Raw genomic sequence first — 25973 nt, 5'->3', positions numbered from 1 at the left:
TACTTTTGCAGCAAAAATAATTAAAATATGAAAGTCATTGATTTGATAAACGGCAGTAAAACGACTGCTTTCTCATTCGAAATACTTCCTCCTATAAAAGGGAACAGCATACAAAAAGTGTACAATGTGATTGATAAACTAAAAGAATTCGATCCTAAGTACATTAATATAACCTCCCATCACAGCGAATACATTTATAAAACGCTTCCCGACGGAAGTTTTCAGAAAGTGAATATCCGCAAGCGACCGGGATCGGTAGCTATTGCTTCTGCCATTCAGAATAAATATGGCATTCCGGCCGTCCCGCATATCATCTGTAAAGGTTTCACGAAAGACGAAACCGAATATGCACTGATCGACCTTAACTTTTTAGGTGTTTACGACCTGCTTTTACTCCGCGGGGATGTAAAAACGTTAGAGGCAGGGCAGAACACCGATCAGTATCATGAACATGCAACCGGTTTACAGGAACAGGTAAACAACTTCAACAAAGGCATCGCAGTAGACGGTTCTACATTTGAAGCCAATGAAACCCCATTTTCCTACGGTATGGCCTGTTATCCGGAAAAGCATGAAGAGGCTCCCAATATGGATTCTGATATTTTCTACCTGAAGGAGAAAGTAAAAAACGGAGCTGATTACCTGGTAACCCAAATGTTTTTCGACAACGAAAAATATTATTCATTTGTGGATCGTTGCCGTGCAGAAGGAATCACTGTTCCGATCATTCCGGGAATCAAGCCCGTCGTATTCAAGAATCAATTAACGGTATTACCTAAAATATTCCGTTCCGATATACCGGAGCCGTTTGCCACCGAACTTCGTAAATGTAATAACGACGACGAAGTAAAAGCCGTTGGTGTAGAATGGTGTATCCAGCAATGTAAAGACCTGATCGCTCACGGAGTCCCCAGCCTGCATTTTTATACAATGATGGCAACGGATAGCGTCTATAAAGTTGCGAAAGAAGTATATTAAAAAAGAGAATCTCCTCCAAGACGGAGAACAACAATAAAAAGCCAGATAAACAAAATTATCTGGCTTTTTTATTAAAACCTTTTCTTTAAATTATCGATTTTACAAATTCCTGTTCAAATCTTTATCCTCACAATTATAGAAACCATCGATATGAATATTGTTTTGAGGATCAATCTCCACGACTGCAAAACTATTATTATCAGGAAGATTCCCCTCTATCATCCCTTTCATAGTCCAATAATGGATATTATTACGAAAACTATAATGCCCCGCATGATGATGTCCCTGAAATACAGCAAGCACATTTCCGTTTTCCTCCAACAGAGGAACAATATCATCTGCATTGCTGACACAAAGCTCTTTACCGATATCTGAAAAACGATCCAACAGCTGATGAATAAAGATTATTATCGGTTTATTTTTCTCTTTCAACTCCCCTTGCAACCACATAACCTGCTCTTTAGGAATAAAAGCCTTTGTCCAGTCAAAGTTTCCTTTATCATAAGGTGCTCCATCCAGATTATGATTTGCATCCAGAACAATGAATTTCAGACCATTAAAGGTAAACGAATAATATGTTTTCTTATCGGCATCACCATGATTGGACGTATGCTGCAAAAAGTCATCTTTAGAAATACTATCCATGTCATGGTTACCTAAAACATGATAGACCGGTCCCTGAAATGTTTGAAATTCTTTTTCTATTTCATCCAGATAAGTAATTGTTTGCTCCCTCTGAGGAACGTTATCCTGATCTTTAAGATCTCCCAGTTCAATCACGAAATCCAGCTTTGATTGGTTAAAAACCTTTATAGCTTCTTTCAGCTTATCCATCGTTTGAGGGAAATAACGTGTGCCGTAAGGTTCACGTCGCGAATAATGCAGATCGGTAACAATTCCGAACCGAACAGGATGCTGCTGACGATCACATGATATTAAAGAAGGAGAAGCAGCCAACAACAACACTCCCCCACATGCCTTTTGCAAAAATAAACGTCTGTTCATCATATTATTAGTTTCATGGATTTATAAGGTTATATCAAGAATTTGCCAAACACGACAAACTCTTGACACAGACTCACAAAGTTAATAAAAAGTCAATACCTCAAATTATAAAAAACTACCAACCAGGATTTTGTATCAGTTGCGGATTCAATGTTATCTCATTGATCGGAATGCATTCAAGATAATCCCTTTCCGGGTCAAAACCATATCCATTAGGGATCTGACCGATATAAGGATCCAGTAATCCGTTCTCATCTACCTTATAATTAATCTTTATACCTTCCCATTCCGATAAATCCAGAGGATATCCTTTCGGACGCTTTCCTTTAAGCAAACTATGGGCAGCCCATCTCATAATATCATCATACCGGAAACCTTCACAACCTAATTCAACAGTACGCTCTCTTCTTATTTCATATAATTCATCCGAAATTGCATACCCATAATCGGCATAGAATGAACGGGAAGCATCAGTCTGCACTTTAAAGTCTGGCATTCCTACTCTTTTTCGCAACAGGTTGATCGATTTATCATAATCTACCACCTCACCCAACTCACATTTCGCTTCGGCATAATTCAACAAAGCTTCAGCATAACGAAAAACAATAGATCCTGTAACACAATTGGTATTCCATGATACACCGCTTCCGGCCTGGGGATCTTTCGGATCATTCCCTTTCTTTATCTGAAATCCCGTATTGTTCAAATATTCACCCGACTGATTCAGGAATGGCTTCGTAAAGATACCTTTACCATACCCATTATCCCACATTACCATATCGGGAATCCAGATTGTCTGGGACAAACGCGGATCGCAATCCTCTGCGATCCTGGTCAGAAACTGACCACCTTTTACTGTCTTTCCAACCGATATATAGTCGTATGGTTCTCCGTTCTTTTTCAGATAATGATGAATTTGTTCCATTGTCAGGGAATTTCCAGCTGTCCGGTCGGATACATAAATCTGGAAAGAGTGTCCCATCCCCAGCCCTTTATCATAACGTTTCCAAAGAAGTGCCTCTTTATTAGAAGTCTGGTCCGTCAAAGAAAACATTTTGCAGTAATCCTCCTCCGGTGAATTGGTGGAATATAATCCTGTCGTATATTGAGGGTCCATCAACTCTTCCGCGGCCTCAACAGCCAAACGGAAATATTTATCCGGATCAGCACCGGAAGTTCCAAAAGTAGTACCTTTATGATACTTCTGCCAAGTTCCCTCATATAAAGCAACCCGTGATTTGAAAAGCAATGCCACCTCTTTACTCAATCGGTTCGAACCGCCATCTACCGATTTCAACGGATTCAAATATTCTATTGCTCTGTCCAGATTCCACAGGATCGAGTCGACAACAAGAATACGGGAATCCCTAGCCTTGTACAACTCCTCCGAATCTGTTTCCAGCGCTTTAGAGAACCAGGGAACATCTCCATAGGCACGCACTTTTTCAAAATAAAACCAGGCTTTGAAGAAATGTGCCTCTCCTACAAAATGCTTATAACTGTCGAAAGGATCTTTACACTTCCGATAATTGTCGAAAAACACATTGACACTCCGGATATTCGTCCAGTTCCACTCTTTATCGGAAGTAGAAGTCACAGGAGAGCGGGAACCATTCCATACAGTACTGGGTACACCTGTTATCTGTGTATCCGAACCTCTCGTTCCGTCCCATCCTAATAATCCTAAATAACTACCGACAACTTCAAATGCAGGAAGCGACGGATAAAACTGTAATGTATAATTAGCCAAGTCGCTGGTCGCTTTCCAGTAATCATCATTCCCAATCTGAGTCAACGGCTTTTTTTCCAGATAGTCTTCGCAAGAACTTATCAGTATTGCTAATAACAAGCCGATAGGCAATAATATTATATTTCTTTTCATTGCATCTATATTTTTAAGAGGATTCATTAAAATGAAACATTTAAGCCGAAAGACAGAACGGCCAGTGAAAACATGGATTTACCATTTCCGTATTTACCCAAATTCGCTGTTTCAGGATCAAATCCTATGGGCAAATTCGTCAATGTGAATACATTCTCGGCCGAACAGTAAATCCGGGCTTTCTGTAAACCGACTTTTCTAAGGACCGGTTGAGGTATCGAATAACCCAACTGCAAATTCTTAAGCCTCAAATAAGCTCCGTTTTGTAAATATCTCGTTTGAACCTGCTGATTCTTTTTATACAGGCTCGACTGACTGTATGGTCGGGGATAATAAGCATCCGTATTCACTCCCAACCCGGAATAGGTCGTCCCTTCCGCATCACGGTAATAATCCAGATGATGAGGGAATAAAGTCGTTTGATTCCAGTTATTGAATCCCCAGAACATATTACCGGTCAACCACAGGTCCCTTTTTGCCGTTCCCTGAAAGAAGGCCATTAAATCAAATCCTTTATAATCGGCCGACAATGTAATTCCAAACTGGTACCGTGGAGTATCATTACCTATTATCCGCAAGTCACCATGATCAGAAACTGTATTCTTTCCATTGTTTATCTTGCCATCACCATTCAAATCCCGATACACCACATCGCCGGTACGCCATATCTGAGCATTTATAAAATTCTGAGATTTACTTTGATTAATCTGGTCTGCTTCCTCCTGCGTCTGGATCAGTCCAACTGTTTCATATCCCCAGATTTCCCCAATTGTCTTTCCTTCATAATCGGTTGTCAAAATACCGGTCGGGTTATTATACTTAGTAACTACACTCTTATAATCAAACACCATGGCGGTAACCGAGTAAGAGAAATCATTATTTATCTTATCCCTCCAGGTTAAGGATAAATCCCATCCTCTTGTTCTCAATTCGGAGTTATTCACTTTAGGGATATCGGCTCCCAACACAGCTGGTAAAGCCTGGGCCGGTCCGAGACGGTCAAAAGTCAGACGCTGGTAGTAATCGGCAGTTATCTGCAATCTGTTATTAAAGAATCCCAAGTCAGCACCCACATCTACCGTTTTCGATGATTCCCACGTCAACACCGGATTAATTAAGTTCGGAGCAGTAGTATAAGCCGGACGTTTCCCGTTTAAAATCCATTCCAAATTCATTTTCGTACCTAACAAAGGTAAATCCTGATAAGCATCCACATTTTGATTCCCCAAACTACCCCATGATGTTCTTAACTTCAATGTATTTACATAAGGGGAAATCGGTTCCCAGAATTTCTCATGAGAAATATTCCAACCCAAAGAGAAAGAAGGGAATAAACCCCACCTATGATCTTTTGTAAACTTCGAAGTACCATCGTAACGGGCATTCACTTCCACCAGATACTTACCCATATAATCATAATTCAGACGGGCAAAATATCCCTGAGTAGACCAATGTGTCAAATCGTCCGTCGTTTGCATCTCGCCGGTAGATGTTGAAATAGAAGGGACTTCCGGTGTAATGAGTTCTTTTTTCAGTCCACTCAGATAATCATAAGAGTTTGATTCCTGCTGGAATCCCAGCATAGCAGCAAAATGGTGTTTATCTTTCAGATCAAATTTATAAGATGTATAGACATTCAACGAATTGTAAGAAGTATGTGATTTATACTTATTTACATACGAAGGAACCGTCGTCGGGATAGCAGATAACGATCCGTCTACCAAGTCTTCATAAGCTGTAAGATTGTTGGAGACAAAACTGGTATAAGGGAAATCTATCGAATAATCGGCACTGATCGTCCAGTTCTTCAACGGAGTAATTTCTGTTGCAAAACGTTGTAGTATTCCTCTTGTTATGGTTTTATCCGATCCGGCTTCAATCATAGGTATTCTTGACAAACGGGAATAATAACCGTTAGGAGATTTCAAAAATTGATTCGGTTGAGTACGGAAAATCTGATGGATCATCATATCATAATCACCTTCATCATCGTAGTTCGGATTCTCCCGGGTAGACTGAACGAGACGTGTATTGGACGACATTTTCCACCATTTGGTTAAATTCAGGTCCAATTTGGCATTGAAGTTGATCCGTCGGTAAGTATCTTTTCCAAAATTAAGAATACCTTTCTCATAAGCATGTCCGGCAGAAAGGAAGAAGGCTATATCTTTTCCACCTCCTTTGATAGACACGTTTTCCTGATTACGAACACCGGAACCGAAATGTACATCGATCCAGTCATTATTACCATTTGCCAATAAATAAGTGGCCCATTGATTCGGGTTTGTCGCATCAGGCACCGTCTCAGGTAAAGATGGATTATTAATGTAAGCGATAATCCGGTCTATCGTCTCTTCTGCAAATAAACGAGATTCCCCCTGATTGTCATGGAACTCATTCATAGCCCGTACAAATGTATAAGAATCAACCATGCGTGGTTTACGGATCGGCTTCGTAAAAGCAACATTGGCAGAAAAGTCTACCTGTATCTTTTCCTCGCGCTTTCCAGACTTCGTAGTTATAATGACAACACCATACGGAGCACGTGCTCCATAAATTGCAGAGGCAGCAGCATCCTTTAATACAGAAATATTCTCGATATCATTGGGGTCTATCATATTCAAGTCTCCCACTGTTCCATCGATAAGTACGTAGGGTTCTCCTTGTCCACGAATCTGAAGATTCAGTTTAGCTCCCGGCTCGGAACCGGCGTTCCCATAAGAGAAGTTCATGCCGGAAACGGTTCCTTGCAATACTTGCGAAACATTCGTCGACGGGCGGTTTTTCAATCTATCTCCATCCACCACTTCAATAGCCCCCGTCAGGTTTACCTTTTTCTGTGTTCCATAACCGACAACAACCACCTCTTCCAGTTTTTCATTATCTTCATGCATCACCAATACAATAGATTCCTGGGCCTTCACTTCCACCGGCTGATATCCAATATAGGAAAATCGCAATATGGCAGAAGAGGGAATGTTCTCCATTGTAAAGTTTCCATCAACATCCGTTATGACTCCCTGGTTAGAACCTTTGACTACGACATTCACCCCAATCAAAGGAAAACCGGTATCATCCTTAATATTCCCGGAAACAATCATTCCTTTTTGCTGCTGGGGAACAGAAACATTCTGAACAACAGGAGCCTGGGATACCTCCTCTTTTTTGACAACGATCTGTCGTCCTTTCACGACATAAGTCAATCCTGTCTCTTTAAATACATCTTTCAGAATATCTTTGATCGGTTGATCTTTGATATCTACATTCACTTTATGATTTAAATCTATTTTGGAAGCGTGATAGATAAATACATAATCGCTGTGATTTTCAATAAATGTAAATACATCTTCCAACGTTTTATCCTGCATGTGGATACTTAACCTTTCTTGCTGGGCAGGGATAGGTAAAGCTGATAAATGGTTAACAGAAATAGAAATAAAACATGCGGATAAACAAAAACATTTTAAATAATTAGTCATTTTGGGACTAATCGTCTTCATTTTTTTCATACCTTTGTTTACTAATTCTTTAAGTGAGTTACAATTTTAGAGAATTTTTAGGATCGGGTAATACGGCTAATATTATCCGATCTTTTTTGTTTTCCAACTTGATATAACCATAGGCTGTCTTATTTAGTTAATAATCTATCATTTCAACGATAAATAGAAATCACCCGAACTATCGCATTCCGATTTTACGGAAATCGATTCTTCAATAACATCCAGTACCGATCTGATATCTCCCTGCAAATCAAGTTTACCGGAAATAGGAATATCGGTTACCTCTTCATCATAACGGATATTTACTCCGTAATATCTTGCTACACGATTCAGGACGTCTCCGGTCCGGTCATTCTTCAAATACATCAGGTTATCTTTCCAACATATATATTTAAATACATTCACTTTTTCGGTCGATGTTTTTCCATCTGTAATACAAACTCGCTGATCCGGTGACATCATAACTTTCTCTTTCGCATCTGTCTCCACTTCAACACAACCTTTCACCAATACAACCGATGCTGATTTATCATTTCGATATGCTGTAACATTAAAGACTGTTCCTAACACTTTCACATCAAATTTCCCGGTCTTTACGATGAACGGACGTTGAGGATCACGCGCCACATCCAGAAAAACTTCGCCTTCAACAGCTATTTCTCTCCTTTTCTTATCAAATACGGCCGGGTATATTACATGGCTGCCAGCATTTACATACATCTTGGTTCCATCCTCAAATGTGATATTCATCCGTCTTCCTTTAGGAACAATAATATGGTTCAGTTCTTTTTCACTCTTAACAGCATGGACATTTTGTGCAGAATAGACCTGCTGTTTGTTGATGGAAACTTTTCCTTCCGAATCATAGTCAAGGATCGACTCATCCTCCAGTTTCAAATGATTACCGGAAGTAAACAAAGAAATTTCCGTTGTACTGTCAGCAACCATACTGTTATCATGTAAGGCAGCCACCAAAGAAGATTCACCGGGTACCAAATATAAAGTGGAGAAGAGAGCAACTCCAACAATCAATATGGCGGCCACAGAAGACCAGGCAAGACGGAATCTCGTTTTCTTTATTTTTACTTTTTCTTGTTCAGAGGCCAGCAATATTTGTTCAACAGCATTCCACGAGTCGTCAATCTCCTGTGGATTTACCTGTTCGATTTTTTTCATCAGATTAACCGATCGCCTGGCTTTCCTGAAAAAGTAGTTGTCTGATATGTTATCTTTCCTTAGCACGTTTCCTTTGTATTTACACTATTAAAACGATGGGACAGGAAGAACGTACTCAACGAAAATCAGAAATTTGCATTTAAAACGGAAAAAATATTGGAGGATAGGTTATTTAGCCAGTTCTACATGGAACCATTTAAAATTTTCGGCCAGGTGGGAAAAGACATCCAAATCTTCTTCTTTGTAATCCGCCTGATCCTTATATTCTTTTAGTTTAATGAAAAATAGTTCCTTTAATTTCAGTAAAGAGCGACATAGCAGATTCTTGCTTGACTGATAATTAATATCCAATATATCGGCTATATCCGAATGACTGGCTCCTAGCATATAATATAGGTAAAGAACTTCCTGCTGACGGGAAGATAGTTCAAGAAAGGCCAACCGCATAATTATAAAGTCATCGGAGGTCTCATCTTCAGGCGGAAAAGGAATCAGCCCCTTATCGAAAGACAACAGATCATCAATGCAAGGAAGAAACATATCCGAACGGGAGTTTTCGTGTTTCAGGTCATCGTATAACCGATTACGGAAGGCCAACAACAGATAACCTCTAACAGATTGAGTTGTCGACAACTTCTGATAGTTCTGGATTAATTTGGCGAAAAAATTCTGGATACAATCCTTTACTAATTCCTTATTGGCACAAAATTTACATCCATAATTATACAGTAGCGGATAATATCGCCTGTATAACTCAGCAAAAGCTCTCCGATCTCCTTTCAAACAAGCATCCCATATGTTAGTATCCGATAGCTGAGTCATAATTTAATTAGATGATTACCAAAAACAAATGTAAGGATTTATTTCTAAATCAATATTTCAAAATAATTACAAACTTAATTATTTTTATACACACTACATCGTAATGATTTTATCTTTTTGTCATTTTGATATTTATCCACCCTGATAATTTCATATTTCGGCCAAAGATACATTACGGTCAAATACACAGCATTCTCACGGACTTTTACACTATCAGAAACACACTAAAAGACGGATCAAACAAACTATTTAAAAGCATTCACTCCCTTTTTACTTCTTACCGCACATCATATCATAATAATCCAATCATATGGATAGTTAAAACCTTTGAGCATTAATAACCGATCCACAATCAAATCATGCTCGAGAACATACCAATTTCCACAAAAAATCATATTTTCTCTTCAAAAAGCCGCCTTATTTACAAATGTTAAGTCAGGACTTTTGAAGATAAAAGACCGGACTTTCAAAAATTTTCCTCCGGAACTATTTTGAAAAACGTCCGAATGAAAAAATTCAAGGCCTCTAAAACGACTAAATAGTTAATTATTACACTGAAACAAATACAGATGCAGCTTTTTTGTATCTTTGCGCGTCATTAAAAAAGACAATACAAACAACTTTTATTACAAACAAGCTAGTTTAATAAACAATCTGTCATTATCTATAAGAGAATTCTCCAGAGTATTCTGAGAGATAACTTATAGCTTTTCATACAAAAACAAAAAAAATCTGTTATATGGATAGGGGTTTTTGAAATATCTCTGTCTTAAAGATAAATTTTAAAAGAAGATTGAAATGAAATACATACTATTCATCGCTATGGATTTGGCAGTATATCCTTTTTTACTACTGTTCTATATCGCAAAATGTATCTTTGAGAAAATACAACCGATAACATTAACACATTATAAAGAAGAAAGAAAACAAGCCCTAAACAACCGTTAGAAGTTATTTAGGACTTGTCATAAGTTGTTCTTAAACTATTTAAATTTTACAGATTCAAGCTTTACCGGTCCGATCAACCCTGTTTTCTGCAAGGGAGAATCTGGCAGGTAATCATTTATTCCAGCCCATGTTTCGCGTTGTTCCTTCGGCAAGTTCTTATCGCCGATCATACGATTCACCCAGGTATTGACTACATCGATACGGAGTACATTCTTTCCTTGCTTCAATGCGGAAGAAATATCCACATGATACGGCATCGTCCATGCTCCACCTACATATTCTTCATTTACCCACACTTTGGCCAGTTTATTTACTTCACCAAGATCCAGATAAATCTGTTCGCCATCAGATAATGAACGATCGAAATCAAATGTCGTTGTATAAATCATATTCCCTGAGAAATATTTGATACTATCATTTGATGACTGTGACAAATCCTGAAGTTCTTCCAGACGGATTGAAGCGGGGTTGGATAGTTTACCATTAAACTTCACATTCCATGCCTCTTTCAGTTCCGAGACTTTAACCGGCTGCGGGAAATTCTTTGTACCGGCTGTCGGTTCTCCCTTTTTCCTGAATACTATAAATCCACTTTCATAACCATGTAATGTCACTGGAACAGTTGTTCCCTTATCATCTGAAGTAAATTCTGTCAGATCCCGTGTTCTTCCTGTTATAGGATCAAATAATTCAGGACGTAAACCTTTTACACGGAACTTAAGATCAGCCTTTTGAACAGACTCGCTCTGGTTGGAGATAAAGTATATCTCTGTATTATCCATCTTACGATGACTAAAAAGGAAGGGTGTTCCTGCCGGTATTCTGCAATCTTCTACACATCCGATGTTTGAGAATACCTCTTCCAGGCCGACACCGTTAAACAACATGCCTTTACCCACTTGACCAGAAGTGACATTCGTACCATCGATCTTTCCCCATAATTCGGTAGCCATACTCTTCACCTGTTCGTCAGCTGCAGGCTGATTCTGAAGACTGGGAGAATGTGTTGGAGGAGTTCCCAACACAACTGCCCCATCCATAACCAACTGTTTGATCTTCGTCAGGACTTCCGGACGCATCGTATTTATTCGTGGTAAAACCAATACACGATAAGTCGTTCCATGCGGTAACGTTATCAATCCGTCTTTTACAGTTGCATCACGGAGCAAGACCTCTGCATTGATGTAATCGAACTGATACCCCAAGGGTAAAGCAGGATCCTGGATACCGGTCATCTTCGGTACATCCTCACCTATAAAATAGGCGACATCTGCCATATTTAACCCTTGGCGGAGCATATAGTTACAACGCTTTATATAATTAAGGAACAAATCGATATGGGAATACCAGGTATTCGTACGATAAAACTCCGTACCGAACCACGCATTCGTGCCGGGGTATCTATCTGAATCGGCCTGCTGGATAAAGACATGCAACAAGGTATTGTTTATTCCTTCTGAGAAATATTTATCGGTACGTTGCTTTGCATCAGCAGGCACACGGGAGAAAGCCGGTCCTCCACTCGTATTTGACTCGGCTGAGACAAGAGGTTTTCCATAAATATGTGCACAAGAAGAAGCGGCACGGTTCTCTATATTACCCAGGTTGTTTTCCCACGAAGGAACGACATTGGGTAACCAATACTCACCTCCTACTTCATCAGATTGTCCTCCATACATCAGAAATTCCGCAGGGAAACCCCAATGGCCATAATTCTCCAACCAGGTCGTTAAACCGTGTTCATGAGAGAGTTCCCTGAAACCTCCAACATAATCATAAGCAACTCTATCTGCTACCAAACGGCGCATATCCCATAGAAATTTATCAGACTGCACCTGGCTACCAACTACCTGGCCGAAATAAGCCGGAATAAAAGGTAAGGCATCATATCCGTAACGTTCCTTGAAGCTACGCAGAAAATCATCCGTAAAATTCTGACCGCCGGATTCATAACTATCCTGTACAACGACCTTGAATGTCTTACGATCTTCAGCCGGAATACGTTTCAATATTTTACCTATAAAAGCATCGAAGTGGCTTGCCACATGCTTCTTATTTATCTTATCCACTTCCAATCCAGTACCATCCGGGCCGGCCGGATTATTAGTTACAGTCGTTGAAGTCATCCCAGTTCTTAATATCTCCCACTCTCCTTCAGGCACATCCCATGTCAATGTTCCGTCAGCAGTCATATAGTCCGATATATCCAATACACTTTCAGGATTAATGTTTAATGAAGCATCGGATACTTCCGGCTGATCACGCCACATGTAATAATCCCATTGAGGAAGAGGGTCCTGAAACATTTTGGCAAACGTTTTGGCCGCATAGTTTTCAATACGGGGAGTAGAAGAAAGTTCGATTTCTGCAATACCACCTTCCTGATGGGTATTCTTAACCAACAAACGGAAATCAGTAGCTTTCACCTCATCCAATGTCATCACAACCGGTGCAAAAGGTTGGAAACCAACAATTACAGCCAGATGATGCCAGTCTATTACAAATTGAGAAATAGTACGATAGGTATTTCCCTCCTTCGCCTGTAATTCAAATGTAGCATTTATATTCGAATGGGAAGGATAAATTGTCAGACTACGGGCAGTAAACTCTTTCTGCGTCTTTATATCAATACTATAATCGACATTCTGAGGAAGACGAACATCAGACAAGCAATCGCCATCAAACATTTTTTCCATCTGTTTCAATGTAGGAGAAACAGAAATCCGGGCATTGGATGAATTCAATACAAATTGCTTCGATGACGATGAAGGATAAGCAATGACTTTCACATCCTGGAAATCATCTTTCGGTTTCTCCAGCTTGACAGTTATTTTCTGAGGACCTTTTACCGTCAGGTCTGAATGCGTCAGATAACGCATAGACTGACTAGTTTTTATCCATGGACCACCGGCCTGTGTCCATCCCGGAGAATTGAACAGGCCTATTTCTATATCCAACTCTGAAGCTTTCTTCAAAGCGGTATGCAAAATCTCCCACCATTCATCGCTCATTAACCGTACATTACGTCCACCTTCATAAGGTTCAAAATAATTGTGCCCGATAAAAGCTCGGTTAATACCGACACGCTTCATTTCTTCCAAGTCCTTAATTACTCCTTCCTTGGATATATTTCCACACATCCAATACCAGTATACACTTGTCCGGACACTTTTCGGAGGAGAGGCAAACTCTGAATCCAACCGGGAATTATCGGCTTTAGAACCAGAGCAGGACATAGCCAATAGAGCAAAAGCTATTATACTAAGATATCTTTTCATAATTCACATTATTAATAAGTAAAGGCTCTTCACCCGGAAGAAAACCATGATAAAGAGCCTTGTTTTTTTATTTAAAAATAAGGGCTCAATGCCGCTTCAGATGCCGGTAATGCAAATAATAGCGGAATATTGGTGTACGCCGAAGGAGAAACTGTATAACCCTGGGGGAAATAATAAGCCTGAGGATTCGCTTTCACACGTGCACCGTAAGCTTTCATCATGCTTTCGGCATTTCCGCTACGCACCAAATCCAACCATCTCTTATTCTCAAAAGCCAGCTCGACACGTCTTTCCCTTAAGATTGCTTCACGGATGGCACCCTGTCCTGATGCTGTACAATCGGACAGACCGGCACGTTGTCTCACCTGATTCAGATACCCCAGAGCTTCACCTGTTTTATTCTGCTCATTGGCCGCTTCTGCAAGGAATAACAACGTCTCTGCATAACGATATACAGGCCAGTTATCATTCGTATTTCCTGATAAAGCATGCGAATGGCAATACTTCTTTATATAAGGACATGGCTCACCATTAGCGATCAACGTTCCTACAGAAGCATCCTTTCTCAAATCACCGGATTCATAAGCTGCAATAATATCAGGAGTAGGTATATTGTAACCTTCCACCGTACGAGCGGATTCTGCAATCCCTGTAATAGCCGTTATTTCATCTGCGGAGATAGGTTGCGGCAAGAAAGTATAGAAGAAATAGCTTGCATAACCTTCAGTACCCTCTTTAAACTGGATCTCGAAAATAGACTCTTTATGATTCTTATTGGAGGTTTCATAAATCTGATTGTAATCCGATAACAACTCATAACCCGTCACCTCTTTCAGGATCGATTCAGCTTCAGACCATTTCTTCAAACTTATATACACATTCCCTAAAAGCATCTTGGCAGCCCCCGATGTAGCACGACCGGCTTCCTGACTTGCCTTGTCCGGTAATAGATTTGCGGCTTGCTGAGCATCCGAGATAATCTGGTTATAGATATCTTCTACAGGAGACAAAGGCAGGGAAGTTTCTTCCAACGTCTTTACTGGTGTCAGATGCAAAGGTACACTGCCAAAATATTGAACCAGGTCGAAATAAGCAAAGGCACGTAAGAAATAAGCCTGACCTTTTATATTGTTCTTTACACGTTCGTCAAACTCTATACCGTCGATCGGTTCCAACAAATGGTTCACACGAGAAATAACAGAATAATTCGATGACCATTTATTCAATGGGATTCTATTATCTGCCTGCTCTATAAAATCCTTTATATATTCACCTTGAATGGTTCCACGGTCATTGGGATTGAATTTATAGGTTGTATTATCAGATCTCAATTCACCCATCGCCCATGCACCTTCATTTCCACTATACATTCCACGGAAAGGAGCATAAGCACCATTTATAGCCTGTTCAAAATCGCTCTGACTCTTATAATATATTGCAGAACTTAACGTCGTTTCAGACGGTATGTCCAAAAAATCATTTGTACAACTACTTAACAGGAAAGTAATTCCCAGGAACGTTATATACTTATATATTTTCATAACAAAATAGACTTATTAGTTTATTATTTATCAATCGATCGTCAAACTTATACCTAATGTAAAGGTACGCGGTACCGGATAGGTAGAAAAGTCAATTCCCTGCAACAAGGCACTTGGCGAATTACCATTTTGATCAACACCGGCTTCCGGATTTCCATACGGATATTTAGTAAATGTATACAGGTTCTGAATACTTCCATAAACCCTTAAGTTACTGATACCCTTTATTGTTGCACAAGGAATGTTGTAACCTAATGTCACATTATTGATGGTCAGATGGCTACCATTATATACGCTTCTGGAATGATTAGAACGGTCAGGTTCCGTTGCTCCGGTTGATTTTCCATATAATCCGGCACCCGGGTTTTCCGGTGAACGCCATCTGTCTTTCACAGCCTTTAGTACATTAAATACACCATCCAGATTGGTAATACCTTCTTCATTCGCCCATACTTTGTTTCCATAAGTTCCGGAAGTTACAATAGACAAATCAAAATTTTTATAAGAGAAGTTATTAGTAAAACCGAATACAAATTTAGGGAACGGGTTACCGATTTCTGTTTTATCCCCGTCTACATCAGTTAATGTAATAACATTATCACCATTAATATCTTTGAATTTAATAGTTCCTACCTGTGAGTCCACCATCTTAGGTGAGCTATCGAAATCATTTTGATCGACATAAACACCTAGCTGAATCGGCCCGTAGAACTGACCTATACGACCACCGACCTTGGTAATTGTAGAAACACGTTCCGCATAAGCTACGATCTGATTACTACTTCCTGACAAAGCCAACACTTTATTGTCACTAAAGGCAATATTGAAATTAGTACTCCACTTAAATTCACCTACCAGGTTTTTGGTATCCAAAGAGAATTCATGTCCCCAGAACTTCAACTTACCAACATTACCTGTGAAACTGGAGAAACCGGATTCCTGAGGGATCGGCAGGTTATAAAGCAGTTCGGTCGTACGTTTATCATAATAATCGTAAGTAAAATTAATACGGTTATTCAAGAAACCAAAATCAACACCTAAATCCAGTTGCTTAGTCGTTTCCCATCCCAGATTATCATTACCCAACTGTGTTACAGCTGTTCCACTGGAAGATGTGTCGCCAAATACGGTATTAGCACTACTTACTACATTATAATGTGTATAGTTACCTATATTATTATTACCTACCAGTCCATAACTACCACGAATCTTCAGGAAAGAGATTGGTTCTATCTTTTGCATGAATTCTTCTTCACTGGCTACCCAGCCTAAAGAAACAGACGGGAAGTTACCCCATTTATTATTTCTACCGAAACGGGAAGAACCATCACGACGGATACTTGCATTTAATAAATAACGTCCTTTATAATCATAATTCAAACGAGCCAGATAAGAGATCATACTCCACTCCTGAATATCCATAGAAGGATTATTTTTAACCAAAGCCATATTGATCGTTTGGATACGGTCGTCTGGGAAATTGGATCCTGTAATTTCCGAGTAATCACTACGATATTGCTGTACAGTGTAACCACCTAAAATATCGAAAGAATGGTCACCGAACTGTTTTGCATACGATACTGTATTTTCAGAAAGCCAGGACCAATACCGGAATGTTTTATCAGCCAGATAAGCATTGATCTTACTTGGAGCCGCAGCAAAAGCACGTCCGGCTGTAGAAGGCTGGAAATAATGGGTGTTACTATTTCCTAAATCCACACTGATACTTGTTTTTAACTTTAAATCTTTAATCAGTTCATATTCCAGATAACCATTGGTCAATAAACGGTTCCATTGAGATTTGTTTGTAATATCTTTCGCTGAGCGGATCCAGTTCGGGGTTTCAAATGAGGTTACACCCGGTGTCGTTACTGTAACCGGTAACAAACCGTCTGCATCCTTCCAGGAAAGAATCGGAGGTGTTAATCTGGCATTATCCAGCAAACCGCCACCACTTCCAAAGAATCCATCGGCTGGAGGTGCATCATCGAAACTAAAGCTCGGTGCAATATTAAAGGCAATCTTAAATTTATCATTGAATTTATATTCATTATTCGCACGTGCTGTAAAACGATTATAAGAAGAATTATTTACAACACCTTCCTGTCTGAAATAACCCAATACAACAGAACTTGTAAAATCACCTTTACTAGCATTTACAGATACACTATAATCACCGATCATGGCAGTACGCAACATCGCATCGTACCAGTCATAACCTTCACCATACTGAGACGGATTCTTGAAGGCATCAGGTACATCTATCCCCATGTCTTCATAATGTTCTTTTCTGAATTGAGCCCATTCCGTACCATTCATCAATTCTGGACGCCCGTTTTTAGGAACCTGCTGGATACCCGTATAAGCATTTGCACTTACCTTGGTTTCTCCGGCTTTTGCCCGTTTGGTCGTTATCAGTATAACACCGAAGGCCGCTCTCGAACCATACAAAGAAGTAGCAGCAGCATCTTTCAAGACCGTCATGCTTTCTATTTCGTTCGGGTTGATGTTATTGATATCTCCCACGATCGGAAAACCATCGACAACATATAGAGGTGTAGAGGATGTAGAAATAGAAGCAGCACCACGGATACGGACATTTACACCTTGCCCCGGTCTACCTGAACCCTGACTGATCTGTACACCGGTTACTTGTCCCTGCATCTTCTGAGAGAACTGACCGACAGGCAGATCGGAAAGATCATCCAGCTTAACTGTTTCCATAGATCCTGTTACACTTCTCTTATTCTGAGTACCATAGGCAACAACAACTACTTCGTCCAATGTTTTTAGATCTTCCTTCAAAACAACATTAAAAGAAGTTCTATTACCAACCGGTGTTTCATAGTTTGTATAACCGATATAAGACACCTCCAAAATAGCATCATCCGATGTTTCCAACAAGAACCGACCATCTATGTCTGTTACCGTTCCATTAGTCGTCCCTTTAACCATTACATTGGCTCCAATAATAGGTACACCTGCTGCATCAACGACTGTTCCCGTTATTTTTTTTCCAATCTGGGATATTACAGGATTTGATGATTTTGCGGATAATACAATTCGATTTTCTACAACTGAATAACCGACATTAGTACCAGAAAAGATAACATCCAATACTTTAAATATATCAGCATCATCAACAGATACCGATACTTTACGATTCAAATCTACATGACGATTGTTGTAAAAAAAAGAAAAATTACTCTTTGATTCTATTTGCTCCAATACATTCTGCACAGTCTGATTTTTAGTATCCAAACTAATCCTAGCTGTTTGTGCATAACTACCAGAGGCATGTAGTAAGCTAATAGAGCTAATCATAAAGATAAAAAACAGCTTCATAACCAATGGGATTTTTTTTAAGGTTAACACAAGTGACTTTGTCACCCATATCAATTGGGCAATAAATAATTTTTGCATAACTTTGTATACTCTTTTAAGGTAAAAAAATGATTTGATACGAACCTGTCGCCAAACAGGTTTCTTTCAGTTTAATTTTTTCATTCGGATGAATACGCCAATATTTATCCGAATGTTTTTGTTTCAAGGGGGTCTGTTTGCCATACGCTTTTGTTTTTAATAGATTTCTACTTTACTTTTTCTATCCAATTTATTTTCTTTCGGAAGATAGCGCCACTTTATTCCGGAAGAAGCATTGAATATATCCAATATCTGTTCTAATCGATGATCGGTAAAGGATCCGGTAAAAAGATCGTTTACATATTTATTATTTGATACTACAAATTCCACGTTATATCTTTTTGTCAACATACGAATCGCTTCTTTAAAAGGAGTCTTCTTAAAAACAATCATTCCTTCTTTCCAAGAAGTCTCTGTTTCTCCACTTGTGTGATATATTCTTGGTCGGTTTGCCTGTATGTTGTAAACCAATTTTTCACCGGGTTTCATATCAACCTGACCGGACTTAGTAATAAAAGCGACTTTTCCACTGATCAATGTTGTCGAAACAATAGAATCCCACTTAAATGCTTCCATATTAAAAGATGTTCCCAAGACTTCCACTCTGGCATTGTGAGGAGTAGTTACAACAAAACGTTTTTCCGGGTTCTTCACCACCTCAAAGAAAGCCTCACCCTCTAACCGAACTGAACGAAGATCTCCTTCAAATATCTCCGGATATGTCAACGAAGATTCAGAGTTCAAATTAACCTTCGTACCATCCGGCAATGTAAGATTGGTCATCATTCCCGGATTTGTCCGTACTTCCAACATCCGTATATCCCGCTTTTCCGGAATAAGTACTTGCAACAGGTAAGCGATCAACAACGGGATAAATAAGATTGCAGCCACCCGTTGTCCCCACATAAACAATACCTTCAACTGACTTCTACGGATACGATCATCTACTTTATTTAAAGCGTTATCCGTATTCACCATATCCATTATAGAAATAGTGTCTGTCGCCAAATAAATCAACTGTATCTGTTGAGCTATCTTATAATGATCTTCCGATTGACGGATCCAGTCTTCAACCACCTCTTTTTCCTCCGTAGAAACATTACCTTCGCAATAACGGGGAAGAAGTTCCTCTATAATATCTATATTTCTTTCACTCATTAAATCTCTTTTTATTATTATGACAGGTCCCGGAACATGAGTTCCTAAACAGAAATCGACTTTTTTCAAAAAAAATTATGATATTTGCTCTGAGATATGATTAAAGACATGAAAAGGAGTATACTTCAAGAGCAATATCAAAATGAGAATTTTCTTCTGTCGGCACTACGCCAGTCAGACAGGAAAGCATATTCTTGCTTATTCCGGAAATATTATCCTATGTTATGTGCATACTGTCACAAATTTATTTCTTTAGAAGATTCTGAGGAGATCGTACAGGATGTTCTATTTTGGTTATGGGAATCCCGTAAAGAGTTAGTTATCGAAAAATCGCTCAGCCAATATCTGTTTAAAATAATATATAACAGGGCGATTAACAAAATAGCCAGTTTGCAAGCAAAGAATAAAGCAGATACAGTATTTTTCGAACAAATGCAAGATATGTTGCAGGATACCGACTACTATCAGATCATCGAACTAAGAGAATTACTAAAAAAAGCTATCAACAAATTACCCGACAGTTACCGGGAAGCATTTGTCATGCACCGTTTCCAGCATAAGACCTACAAAGAAATAGCCGAACAGGTTGGAGTATCAAGTAAAACAATAGACTATCGGATCCAACAAGCTTTAAATATATTACGCAAAGAATTAAAGGATTACCTACCTCTCCTGTACTTTATTCACCTGGTCTGAAGGTATATCGCACTGATATCTTCTTATTTTTCCCGATTATTCGTACCTTTGTTCTAACAATACAAAAGGAACATTCATGTATTTCAAAGATATAATCGGTCAGGAAGAAATAAAAAAACGACTTATCCATTCAGCACAAACGGGTGTTGTACCTCATGCCCAGTTATTTACGGAACAGGGAGGAGCGGGAGCTTTTCCTTTGGCATTAGCTTATGCCCGTTACCTGAATTGCACACACCGGACAGAGACGGATGCCTGCGGAACATGTCCTTCCTGTTTGAAATACAATGAACTGGCACATCCGGATTTACATTTTGTATTTCCTATTGTTGCCAAGAAAGAAAAGAAAAAGGAAGTCTGCGATGACTATTTGACCGAATGGCGCAGTTTCCTGAAAGAACGTCCTTATTTCAATATAGATGGATGGCTCGATTACATCGACGCCGGTAATTCCCAAGCCATCATCTATTCAAAGGAAAGCGATGAGATTATCCGTAAGCTGAATCTGAAAATATACGAAGCGACCTATCGTATCTTATTGGTTTGGCTACCAGAAAAAATGCATCCGACCTGTGCCAACAAATTATTGAAGGTTATCGAAGAACCTCCTTTAAACACCGTTATCCTGATGGTCTCTGAAATACCCGATCAGATATTAGGGACAATCTTGTCACGTGCACAACGGATCAATGTCCGATCTATTCACCCTGAAGCGATCACGACAGCCATGATGACACAATTCGGTTTGGCAGCAGACGACGCCAAGCATGTTGCCCACCTGGCAAACGGTAATTATTTGAAGGCTGTGGAAGCAATCAGCCTGAGTGAAGAAAATAGCTTCTACCTAGAACAATTTAAAACAATGATGCGTAACTCTTGGGCACGCAACGTAAAAGGGATGAAAGCAATGGGAGATATCCTGGCTGGTATCGGACGCGAACGGCAGAAAAACTTCCTACAATACTGCCAGCACCTGATCCGTGAAAACTTTATGTACCGCTTCCAATCTCCGGAATTGAATTATATGAATATAGATGAAGCTGGATTTGCCGTCAAGTTCGCTCCTTTCGTCAACGAAAGGAACGTATTCGATATCATGGAAGAACTAGCCAAAGCAGAACGGCACATTACACAAAACGTAAATGCCAAGATGGTATTCTTCGATCTTTCACTACGACTGACGGTTCTTATAAAACGATGAAAGAAAAGAAGTTTTCAGATTCTTTTATTCCGCCAATTCCCTTTCCAAAGATAGAAGAATGAGATCAATAACATCCCGTTATAAGCATACTCCGTTGTCCAGCAAACAGCTACATCCGCCATTAACCAGGCACCAACCCAATAGGTATAAGCTACATATACAAATATACTGGCCATATCAATCAGTAACGCAGACTGTGTATTTCCAGTTCCCGACACACTGAAGAAATAAATAAAAGCAGGAACTGCCAGGATATAAGAGGAAAGCATTACCCATAACGAAGGGATAGAGCTCTGTATCAAGTCCGGGTTATCTGTATATATCCTCAAAACCAGGTCCGGAAATAAAGCAATCAACGCACCTATCGGCAACACGAAGAAATAGCAAAGACGGATCATACGCCTGCACAATCCCATCACCTGATCCGATTTCCCTGAACCGATCAGGTTACTTACCAACGAACTCGAGGTGGAAGCAAAAGCATTGACGAACATAAACAGGAAAGAGGAGATACTACGTACTACATTGGTGATAGCCAACGGTCGTTCTCCCTGATGCTCCATCACAACAAAGAAGATAAACCAACCTAAAAATGCAATACCATGTTGCACCATGATCCAGATGGAAACACTTAATATCTGCCTGAGCATCCGGAAATCGATCCCGGAGAAGCTGAACATAGCATATTTCTTATAATCGATTTTTTTCCAGGTGTAAAGAATAAAAAACAATACCGACACGGCTTCCGAGATAGAAGAGGCGATAGCTGCTCCGGCAATCCCCAACGCCGGAAATCCGAATTTACCGAATATCAGGATATAATTCAACATTACATTAGTCAACACCATCACAACCGAGTTGGCTGTCAATATCTTCGTTTTGGTGATACCGACATAAAAAGCCCTGAACATCACCGCTATAAACGAGAAGAAAAAGCCATAAACACGCCAGTCGATATAACTCATAGTAGCTTGATACACATCATCCGAACCGATCAGTTTCCGTAATATAACAGGAGAATAGAAATGAGAAATGGTAAACAAGATTCCGGCCAATAATAACAGGAAAAGCGTACCTTGCATAAATACCGGACCGATCCGGGTATAATCGTGCGAGCCATTCCTCCGGGCCATCAATACCTGCGCTCCGACACTGAAGCCAAACCCCAGCATATAGATCACCAGATAATAAACTCCGGCCAATGCCGATGCACCAAGCTCCACCTCTCCTACCCGTCCCAGGTAAGCCGTATCTGTTAAACCGATCATGTGCTCCATCAGCAAGCTGATCAGTACAGGATAGGTTATCTGCCAAATTTGTTTATTCGTAAATTGCATATTGGATATTCAAAAAGGGTTGCAAAGGTAATAATAAGATGCATTCCATACAATATAACCGATAAATATCCGTTTATCAATTTGTCACTGCCATGCCATGTAAATCGGATTACTATACCGGGTATTTGGAATTACTATACCGGGTAATATTTTTTAACGTATTAAAATGACAGGGAAGAAAGTAAATAGATAACATAAAGATATAAACGATGATCCTCAAAATATTCCTGACATTCCTTATGACCGTCAGTTTTTGCAGTTGCAGCGGACAAAACAGTCATGCAAACAGTATTACTACTGCCCCCCCGATGCCTATCAACCGTTTCGATAAAGAAGTGTTTCAACTGATCAATTCAGACGACAGTACACTCAACCAACAGTTACTGGCCAGATATCCCCAAATGACTGAAATTCTGGGTAAAGGTATTCTGAACATGCAATCGCCGGATATGCCGGGCTTCTTTACGAAGCTTGAGAACTTTTATTCGGAGCCGACATTGAAAAGCCTTTATAGCGATGCCATTCAGAAATATGACTCCGTAACAGAACTGGAACAGTCGCTCGGGAATGCTTTTGCCTGGATACATGAAAACTTCCCGACCATGCAGATCCCGGCTTTATATATGCACGTCTCCGGCTTCAACCAGAATGTATTGGTAGGAGATAGTTTATTATCGCTCTCTATCGACAAATATATGGGAGAAGACTACCCTCTGTATCAGGATTTCTTTTATGACTACCAACGCCGTAAAATGCAGCCGTCACACGTAGTTCCCGATTATGTAGCAGGTTGGCTGATGTCCGAATATCCGTTTACAGGAAAAGAAAATGTACTACTCGACCGCATGATCTATGAAGGTAAGATCAAATATCTGGTTCTATCCGCTCTACCGGAAATGACACCGGCCAGTCTGTTCGGTTATACGAACGAAGCATGGGAATGGTGTAAAAACAACGAAGCGAAATTATGGAAAGCTATCGTGGAGCGTAAACATTTATATACTCCCGACCAAATGACGACCATGAAATACTTCGAAGATATGCCTGCACAGTTCCTGACAAGCGATGCACCGGGGAATATCGGAAGTTGGATCGGACTGCAAATCGTAACCCAATATATGAAGGAAACAAATGCAACTCTTGAAGCATTGATGAAAAACGAAAATGCACAGGAGATACTGACTTTATCCAAATACAAACCATAGGGCATAAAAAAACCGCCCTATTCTCACGAACAAGACGGATAACCTAATCTAACTTAATTCTAATACCATGAAAAACACTATATCTTAATAACAGGCCTTGAAGAAAAAAGTTCAACGAACCTGTTTATTTTAATTTCTTTCACAAAATAAAGATCGTGTGAAACCAACAGCACCGTACCTTGATAGTCTCTTATTGCTGCGGTTATTATATTAACACTCTGTATATCCAAATTGTTCGTCGGTTCATCTAAAATAAAAATATCCGGCGTGCTATTGCTGACCATCAAGCAACAGATAGCCAACCTCATCTTCTCTCCACCGCTTAACTTGGAACAGGTTTTATCCCATGTGCCGACCGGAAAAAGAAAACGACTCAGGATCATTTTTAACTCATGTTCCGGTTTGGCGAACAGGTTGAATTGCTCCAACTGTTCAAAGACTGTCAGGTGGGGCTTCACGATCGAATATTCCTGGTCGATATATACATATTTGAAATCGGCACGGTCGATAGAACCGTCGGTCGGCTCCAATTCACCCAAAATCAATTTCAGCAATGTCGTTTTCCCTGTGCCATTGTTACCGCTGAACTGGATACGGTCGCCACTTTTAATCTGTAAATCCAGCGGTTCAGGCCATAAACGATCCGGGCCATATCCAAAGTTCATCCCTTTAATGGTTACCAGTATTTTGCCGGTATGAAGATTAGGGGAGTTAAAATCGGTTTGCATCTGTCGCATATCTGGTAAAGCGGTCTGGATATCCGTAATGGTAGAACTGATCGAACTCATTTTCTCATCATGTACATCCTTTAGTTTAACGGTGCTTTGTTCAGCATGCTGTTTCATAGCTCCCATCATTATCCGGGGGATACCTTTCCTTACAGCTGCTTTCTCTCCTCTTACACTCGATTTATTCTTCCTCTCCAATGCTTCCCTGGCTGTTTTCTTTGCCAGGCGCAACTCTTTTTCCTTTTCATTCAACTGATTTTGTAGGGCTATTAATGCCTGTTCCTTTTGTTCTTTATAAAATTCATAATTACCACCATACAGAGTTATTTTACTTCTGTCCAGTTCACAGGTATAAGGTAACAGATTCAACAAAGTCCGGTCGTGGCTCACGATAAGCATCGTAGCACGGCTCGACTCAATAAAGCTATATAACTTATTTCTGCTTCCGGTATCCAGATGATTGGTCGGTTCATCCATCAGGATAATTTCCGGCGAATGGATCAGCAAGCCGGACAGGAATACTTTTGTCTTCTCCCCGCCACTGAGCAGACACATCGGCTGATCCGGCTGTACATATTCCAATCCCCAGAAGGAAAGGGCCGCCAGACTGCGCTCCTCAATATTCCAATCGTCATCAAGCATCGTAAAATTCTCCTCGGAGGCATCGCCAGCAATAATGGCATGCAACGCTTTGATCTTTGGTTCCACCTGTAAGGCCTGCATAACCGTAAGTTGATCGTATTGCCCGAAATGTTGGGGCACATAATAGGGTTTGGAAGAACAAACGACCTCACCGGAAACAGGTTTCAATCCGCCTTCAATAATACGTAGCAAGGTGGATTTACCGGAACCGTTATTCCCGACTAATGATAATTGTTCTCCTTTATTTACTGTCAAATTAATATTCTGAAACAGTGGTTCTTTATCCGCATGGATATAGCTAAGCTGCTGTACTGATATGCACATAGTCTAATTACTTTAAAAATGTTAGAAACTGAAATGGATTAAAAAAATGTGCCGGAGAATGGCACCTGGATAGCCGGGAGGGTAACAAATAAGACTTTCAGTTCAAGGACTGAAAGTATATACTACTAC

At 39.9% G+C, this 25973-nt stretch carries 15 protein-coding genes; 4 read left to right on the top strand and 11 right to left on the bottom strand.

Features of this window, described 5'->3' with window-relative positions; genetic code table 11:
• Positions 1-27: 27 nt before the first annotated feature.
• A complete protein-coding gene (gene metF / locus BQ7394_RS08165; RefSeq protein WP_075557000.1) occupies positions 28-978 on the top strand; it encodes a methylenetetrahydrofolate reductase [NAD(P)H] in 951 nt (316 codons plus the stop codon).
• Positions 979-1077: 99 nt separating this feature from the next.
• Here metF and BQ7394_RS08160 read toward each other — a convergent pair whose 3' ends face one another.
• The 9 genes from BQ7394_RS08160 to BQ7394_RS08115 form a co-directional block, all read right to left on the bottom strand.
• Entirely contained in the window at positions 1078-1986 is a 909-nt protein-coding gene (locus BQ7394_RS08160; protein ID WP_235848708.1) for a metallophosphoesterase, read from the bottom strand.
• 112 nt (positions 1987-2098) lie between these two features.
• The gene (locus BQ7394_RS08155) at positions 2099-3865 is read right to left on the bottom strand and encodes a RagB/SusD family nutrient uptake outer membrane protein (RefSeq protein ID WP_075556999.1); all 1767 of its coding nucleotides are present in this window, start codon (positions 3863-3865) and stop codon (positions 2099-2101) included.
• Positions 3866-3891: 26 nt separating this feature from the next.
• On the bottom strand, positions 3892-7365 hold the full coding sequence (locus tag BQ7394_RS08150; protein WP_161951785.1) for a TonB-dependent receptor: 3474 nt from the start codon (positions 7363-7365) through the stop codon (positions 3892-3894).
• Positions 7366-7512: 147 nt separating this feature from the next.
• A complete protein-coding gene (locus BQ7394_RS08145) occupies positions 7513-8541 on the bottom strand; it encodes a FecR family protein (protein ID WP_082211789.1) in 1029 nt (342 codons plus the stop codon).
• A gap of 168 nt (positions 8542-8709) precedes the next feature.
• Entirely contained in the window at positions 8710-9363 is a 654-nt protein-coding gene (locus BQ7394_RS08140; protein WP_075556996.1) for an RNA polymerase sigma factor, read from the bottom strand.
• Positions 9364-10346: 983 nt separating this feature from the next.
• Positions 10347-13589, bottom strand: a complete 3243-nt coding sequence (locus BQ7394_RS08130; protein WP_075556995.1) for a glycosyl hydrolase — start codon at positions 13587-13589, stop codon at positions 10347-10349.
• 71 nt (positions 13590-13660) lie between these two features.
• Positions 13661-15130, bottom strand: coding sequence for a RagB/SusD family nutrient uptake outer membrane protein (locus BQ7394_RS08125; RefSeq protein ID WP_075556994.1), 1470 nt, complete (start codon positions 15128-15130; stop codon positions 13661-13663).
• Positions 15131-15160: 30 nt separating this feature from the next.
• Positions 15161-18475, bottom strand: coding sequence for a TonB-dependent receptor (locus BQ7394_RS08120; RefSeq protein ID WP_087880596.1), 3315 nt, complete (start codon positions 18473-18475; stop codon positions 15161-15163).
• 234 nt (positions 18476-18709) lie between these two features.
• A complete protein-coding gene (locus BQ7394_RS08115; RefSeq protein WP_075556992.1) occupies positions 18710-19711 on the bottom strand; it encodes a FecR family protein in 1002 nt (333 codons plus the stop codon).
• Positions 19712-19819: 108 nt separating this feature from the next.
• Here BQ7394_RS08115 and BQ7394_RS08110 point away from each other — a divergent pair, with 108 nt between their 5' ends.
• Positions 19820-20407, top strand: coding sequence for an RNA polymerase sigma-70 factor (locus BQ7394_RS08110; protein ID WP_075559927.1), 588 nt, complete (start codon positions 19820-19822; stop codon positions 20405-20407).
• Between the two features lie 76 nt (positions 20408-20483).
• Complete coding sequence (locus BQ7394_RS08105; RefSeq protein WP_075556991.1) at positions 20484-21608, top strand: DNA polymerase III subunit; 1125 nt, start codon at positions 20484-20486, stop codon at positions 21606-21608.
• 14 nt (positions 21609-21622) lie between these two features.
• Here the strand turns inward: BQ7394_RS08105 and BQ7394_RS08100 are convergent, their stop codons facing one another.
• Entirely contained in the window at positions 21623-22945 is a 1323-nt protein-coding gene (locus tag BQ7394_RS08100) for an MATE family efflux transporter (protein WP_075556990.1), read from the bottom strand.
• A gap of 209 nt (positions 22946-23154) precedes the next feature.
• Between BQ7394_RS08100 and gldB the strand changes: the two genes are divergently transcribed.
• A complete protein-coding gene (gldB, locus tag BQ7394_RS08095; protein ID WP_075556989.1) occupies positions 23155-24150 on the top strand; it encodes a gliding motility lipoprotein GldB in 996 nt (331 codons plus the stop codon).
• A 77-nt stretch (positions 24151-24227) separates the two neighbouring features.
• Here the strand turns inward: gldB and BQ7394_RS08090 are convergent, their stop codons facing one another.
• Positions 24228-25844, bottom strand: a complete 1617-nt coding sequence (locus tag BQ7394_RS08090; protein WP_075556988.1) for an ABC-F family ATP-binding cassette domain-containing protein — start codon at positions 25842-25844, stop codon at positions 24228-24230.
• Positions 25845-25973 lie beyond the last annotated feature (129 nt).

It is taken from the genome of Parabacteroides timonensis (assembly GCF_900128505.1).
GTDB lineage: Bacteria > Bacteroidota > Bacteroidia > Bacteroidales > Tannerellaceae > Parabacteroides > Parabacteroides timonensis.
This window is presented reverse-complemented; position numbering and strand designations above follow the sequence as displayed.

Excerpts from the sequence above, each read along its gene's own strand:
- metF (WP_075557000.1), top strand. The coding sequence starts at position 28 with ATGAAAGTCATTGATTTGATAAACGGCAGTAAAACGACTGCTTTCTCA.
- BQ7394_RS08160 (WP_235848708.1), bottom strand. The coding sequence starts at position 1,986 with ATGATGAACAGACGTTTATTTTTGCAAAAGGCATGTGGGGGAGTGTTG.
- BQ7394_RS08155 (WP_075556999.1), bottom strand. The coding sequence starts at position 3,865 with ATGAAAAGAAATATAATATTATTGCCTATCGGCTTGTTATTAGCAATA.
- BQ7394_RS08150 (WP_161951785.1), bottom strand. The coding sequence starts at position 7,365 with ATGAAGACGATTAGTCCCAAAATGACTAATTATTTAAAATGTTTTTGT.
- BQ7394_RS08145 (WP_082211789.1), bottom strand. The coding sequence starts at position 8,541 with ATGAAAAAAATCGAACAGGTAAATCCACAGGAGATTGACGACTCGTGG.
- BQ7394_RS08140 (WP_075556996.1), bottom strand. The coding sequence starts at position 9,363 with ATGACTCAGCTATCGGATACTAACATATGGGATGCTTGTTTGAAAGGA.
- BQ7394_RS08130 (WP_075556995.1), bottom strand. The coding sequence starts at position 13,589 with ATGAAAAGATATCTTAGTATAATAGCTTTTGCTCTATTGGCTATGTCC.
- BQ7394_RS08125 (WP_075556994.1), bottom strand. The coding sequence starts at position 15,130 with ATGAAAATATATAAGTATATAACGTTCCTGGGAATTACTTTCCTGTTA.
- BQ7394_RS08120 (WP_087880596.1), bottom strand. The coding sequence starts at position 18,475 with ATGAAGCTGTTTTTTATCTTTATGATTAGCTCTATTAGCTTACTACAT.
- BQ7394_RS08115 (WP_075556992.1), bottom strand. The coding sequence starts at position 19,711 with ATGAGTGAAAGAAATATAGATATTATAGAGGAACTTCTTCCCCGTTAT.
- BQ7394_RS08110 (WP_075559927.1), top strand. The coding sequence starts at position 19,820 with ATGAAAAGGAGTATACTTCAAGAGCAATATCAAAATGAGAATTTTCTT.
- BQ7394_RS08105 (WP_075556991.1), top strand. The coding sequence starts at position 20,484 with ATGTATTTCAAAGATATAATCGGTCAGGAAGAAATAAAAAAACGACTT.
- BQ7394_RS08100 (WP_075556990.1), bottom strand. The coding sequence starts at position 22,945 with ATGCAATTTACGAATAAACAAATTTGGCAGATAACCTATCCTGTACTG.
- gldB (WP_075556989.1), top strand. The coding sequence starts at position 23,155 with ATGATCCTCAAAATATTCCTGACATTCCTTATGACCGTCAGTTTTTGC.
- BQ7394_RS08090 (WP_075556988.1), bottom strand. The coding sequence starts at position 25,844 with ATGTGCATATCAGTACAGCAGCTTAGCTATATCCATGCGGATAAAGAA.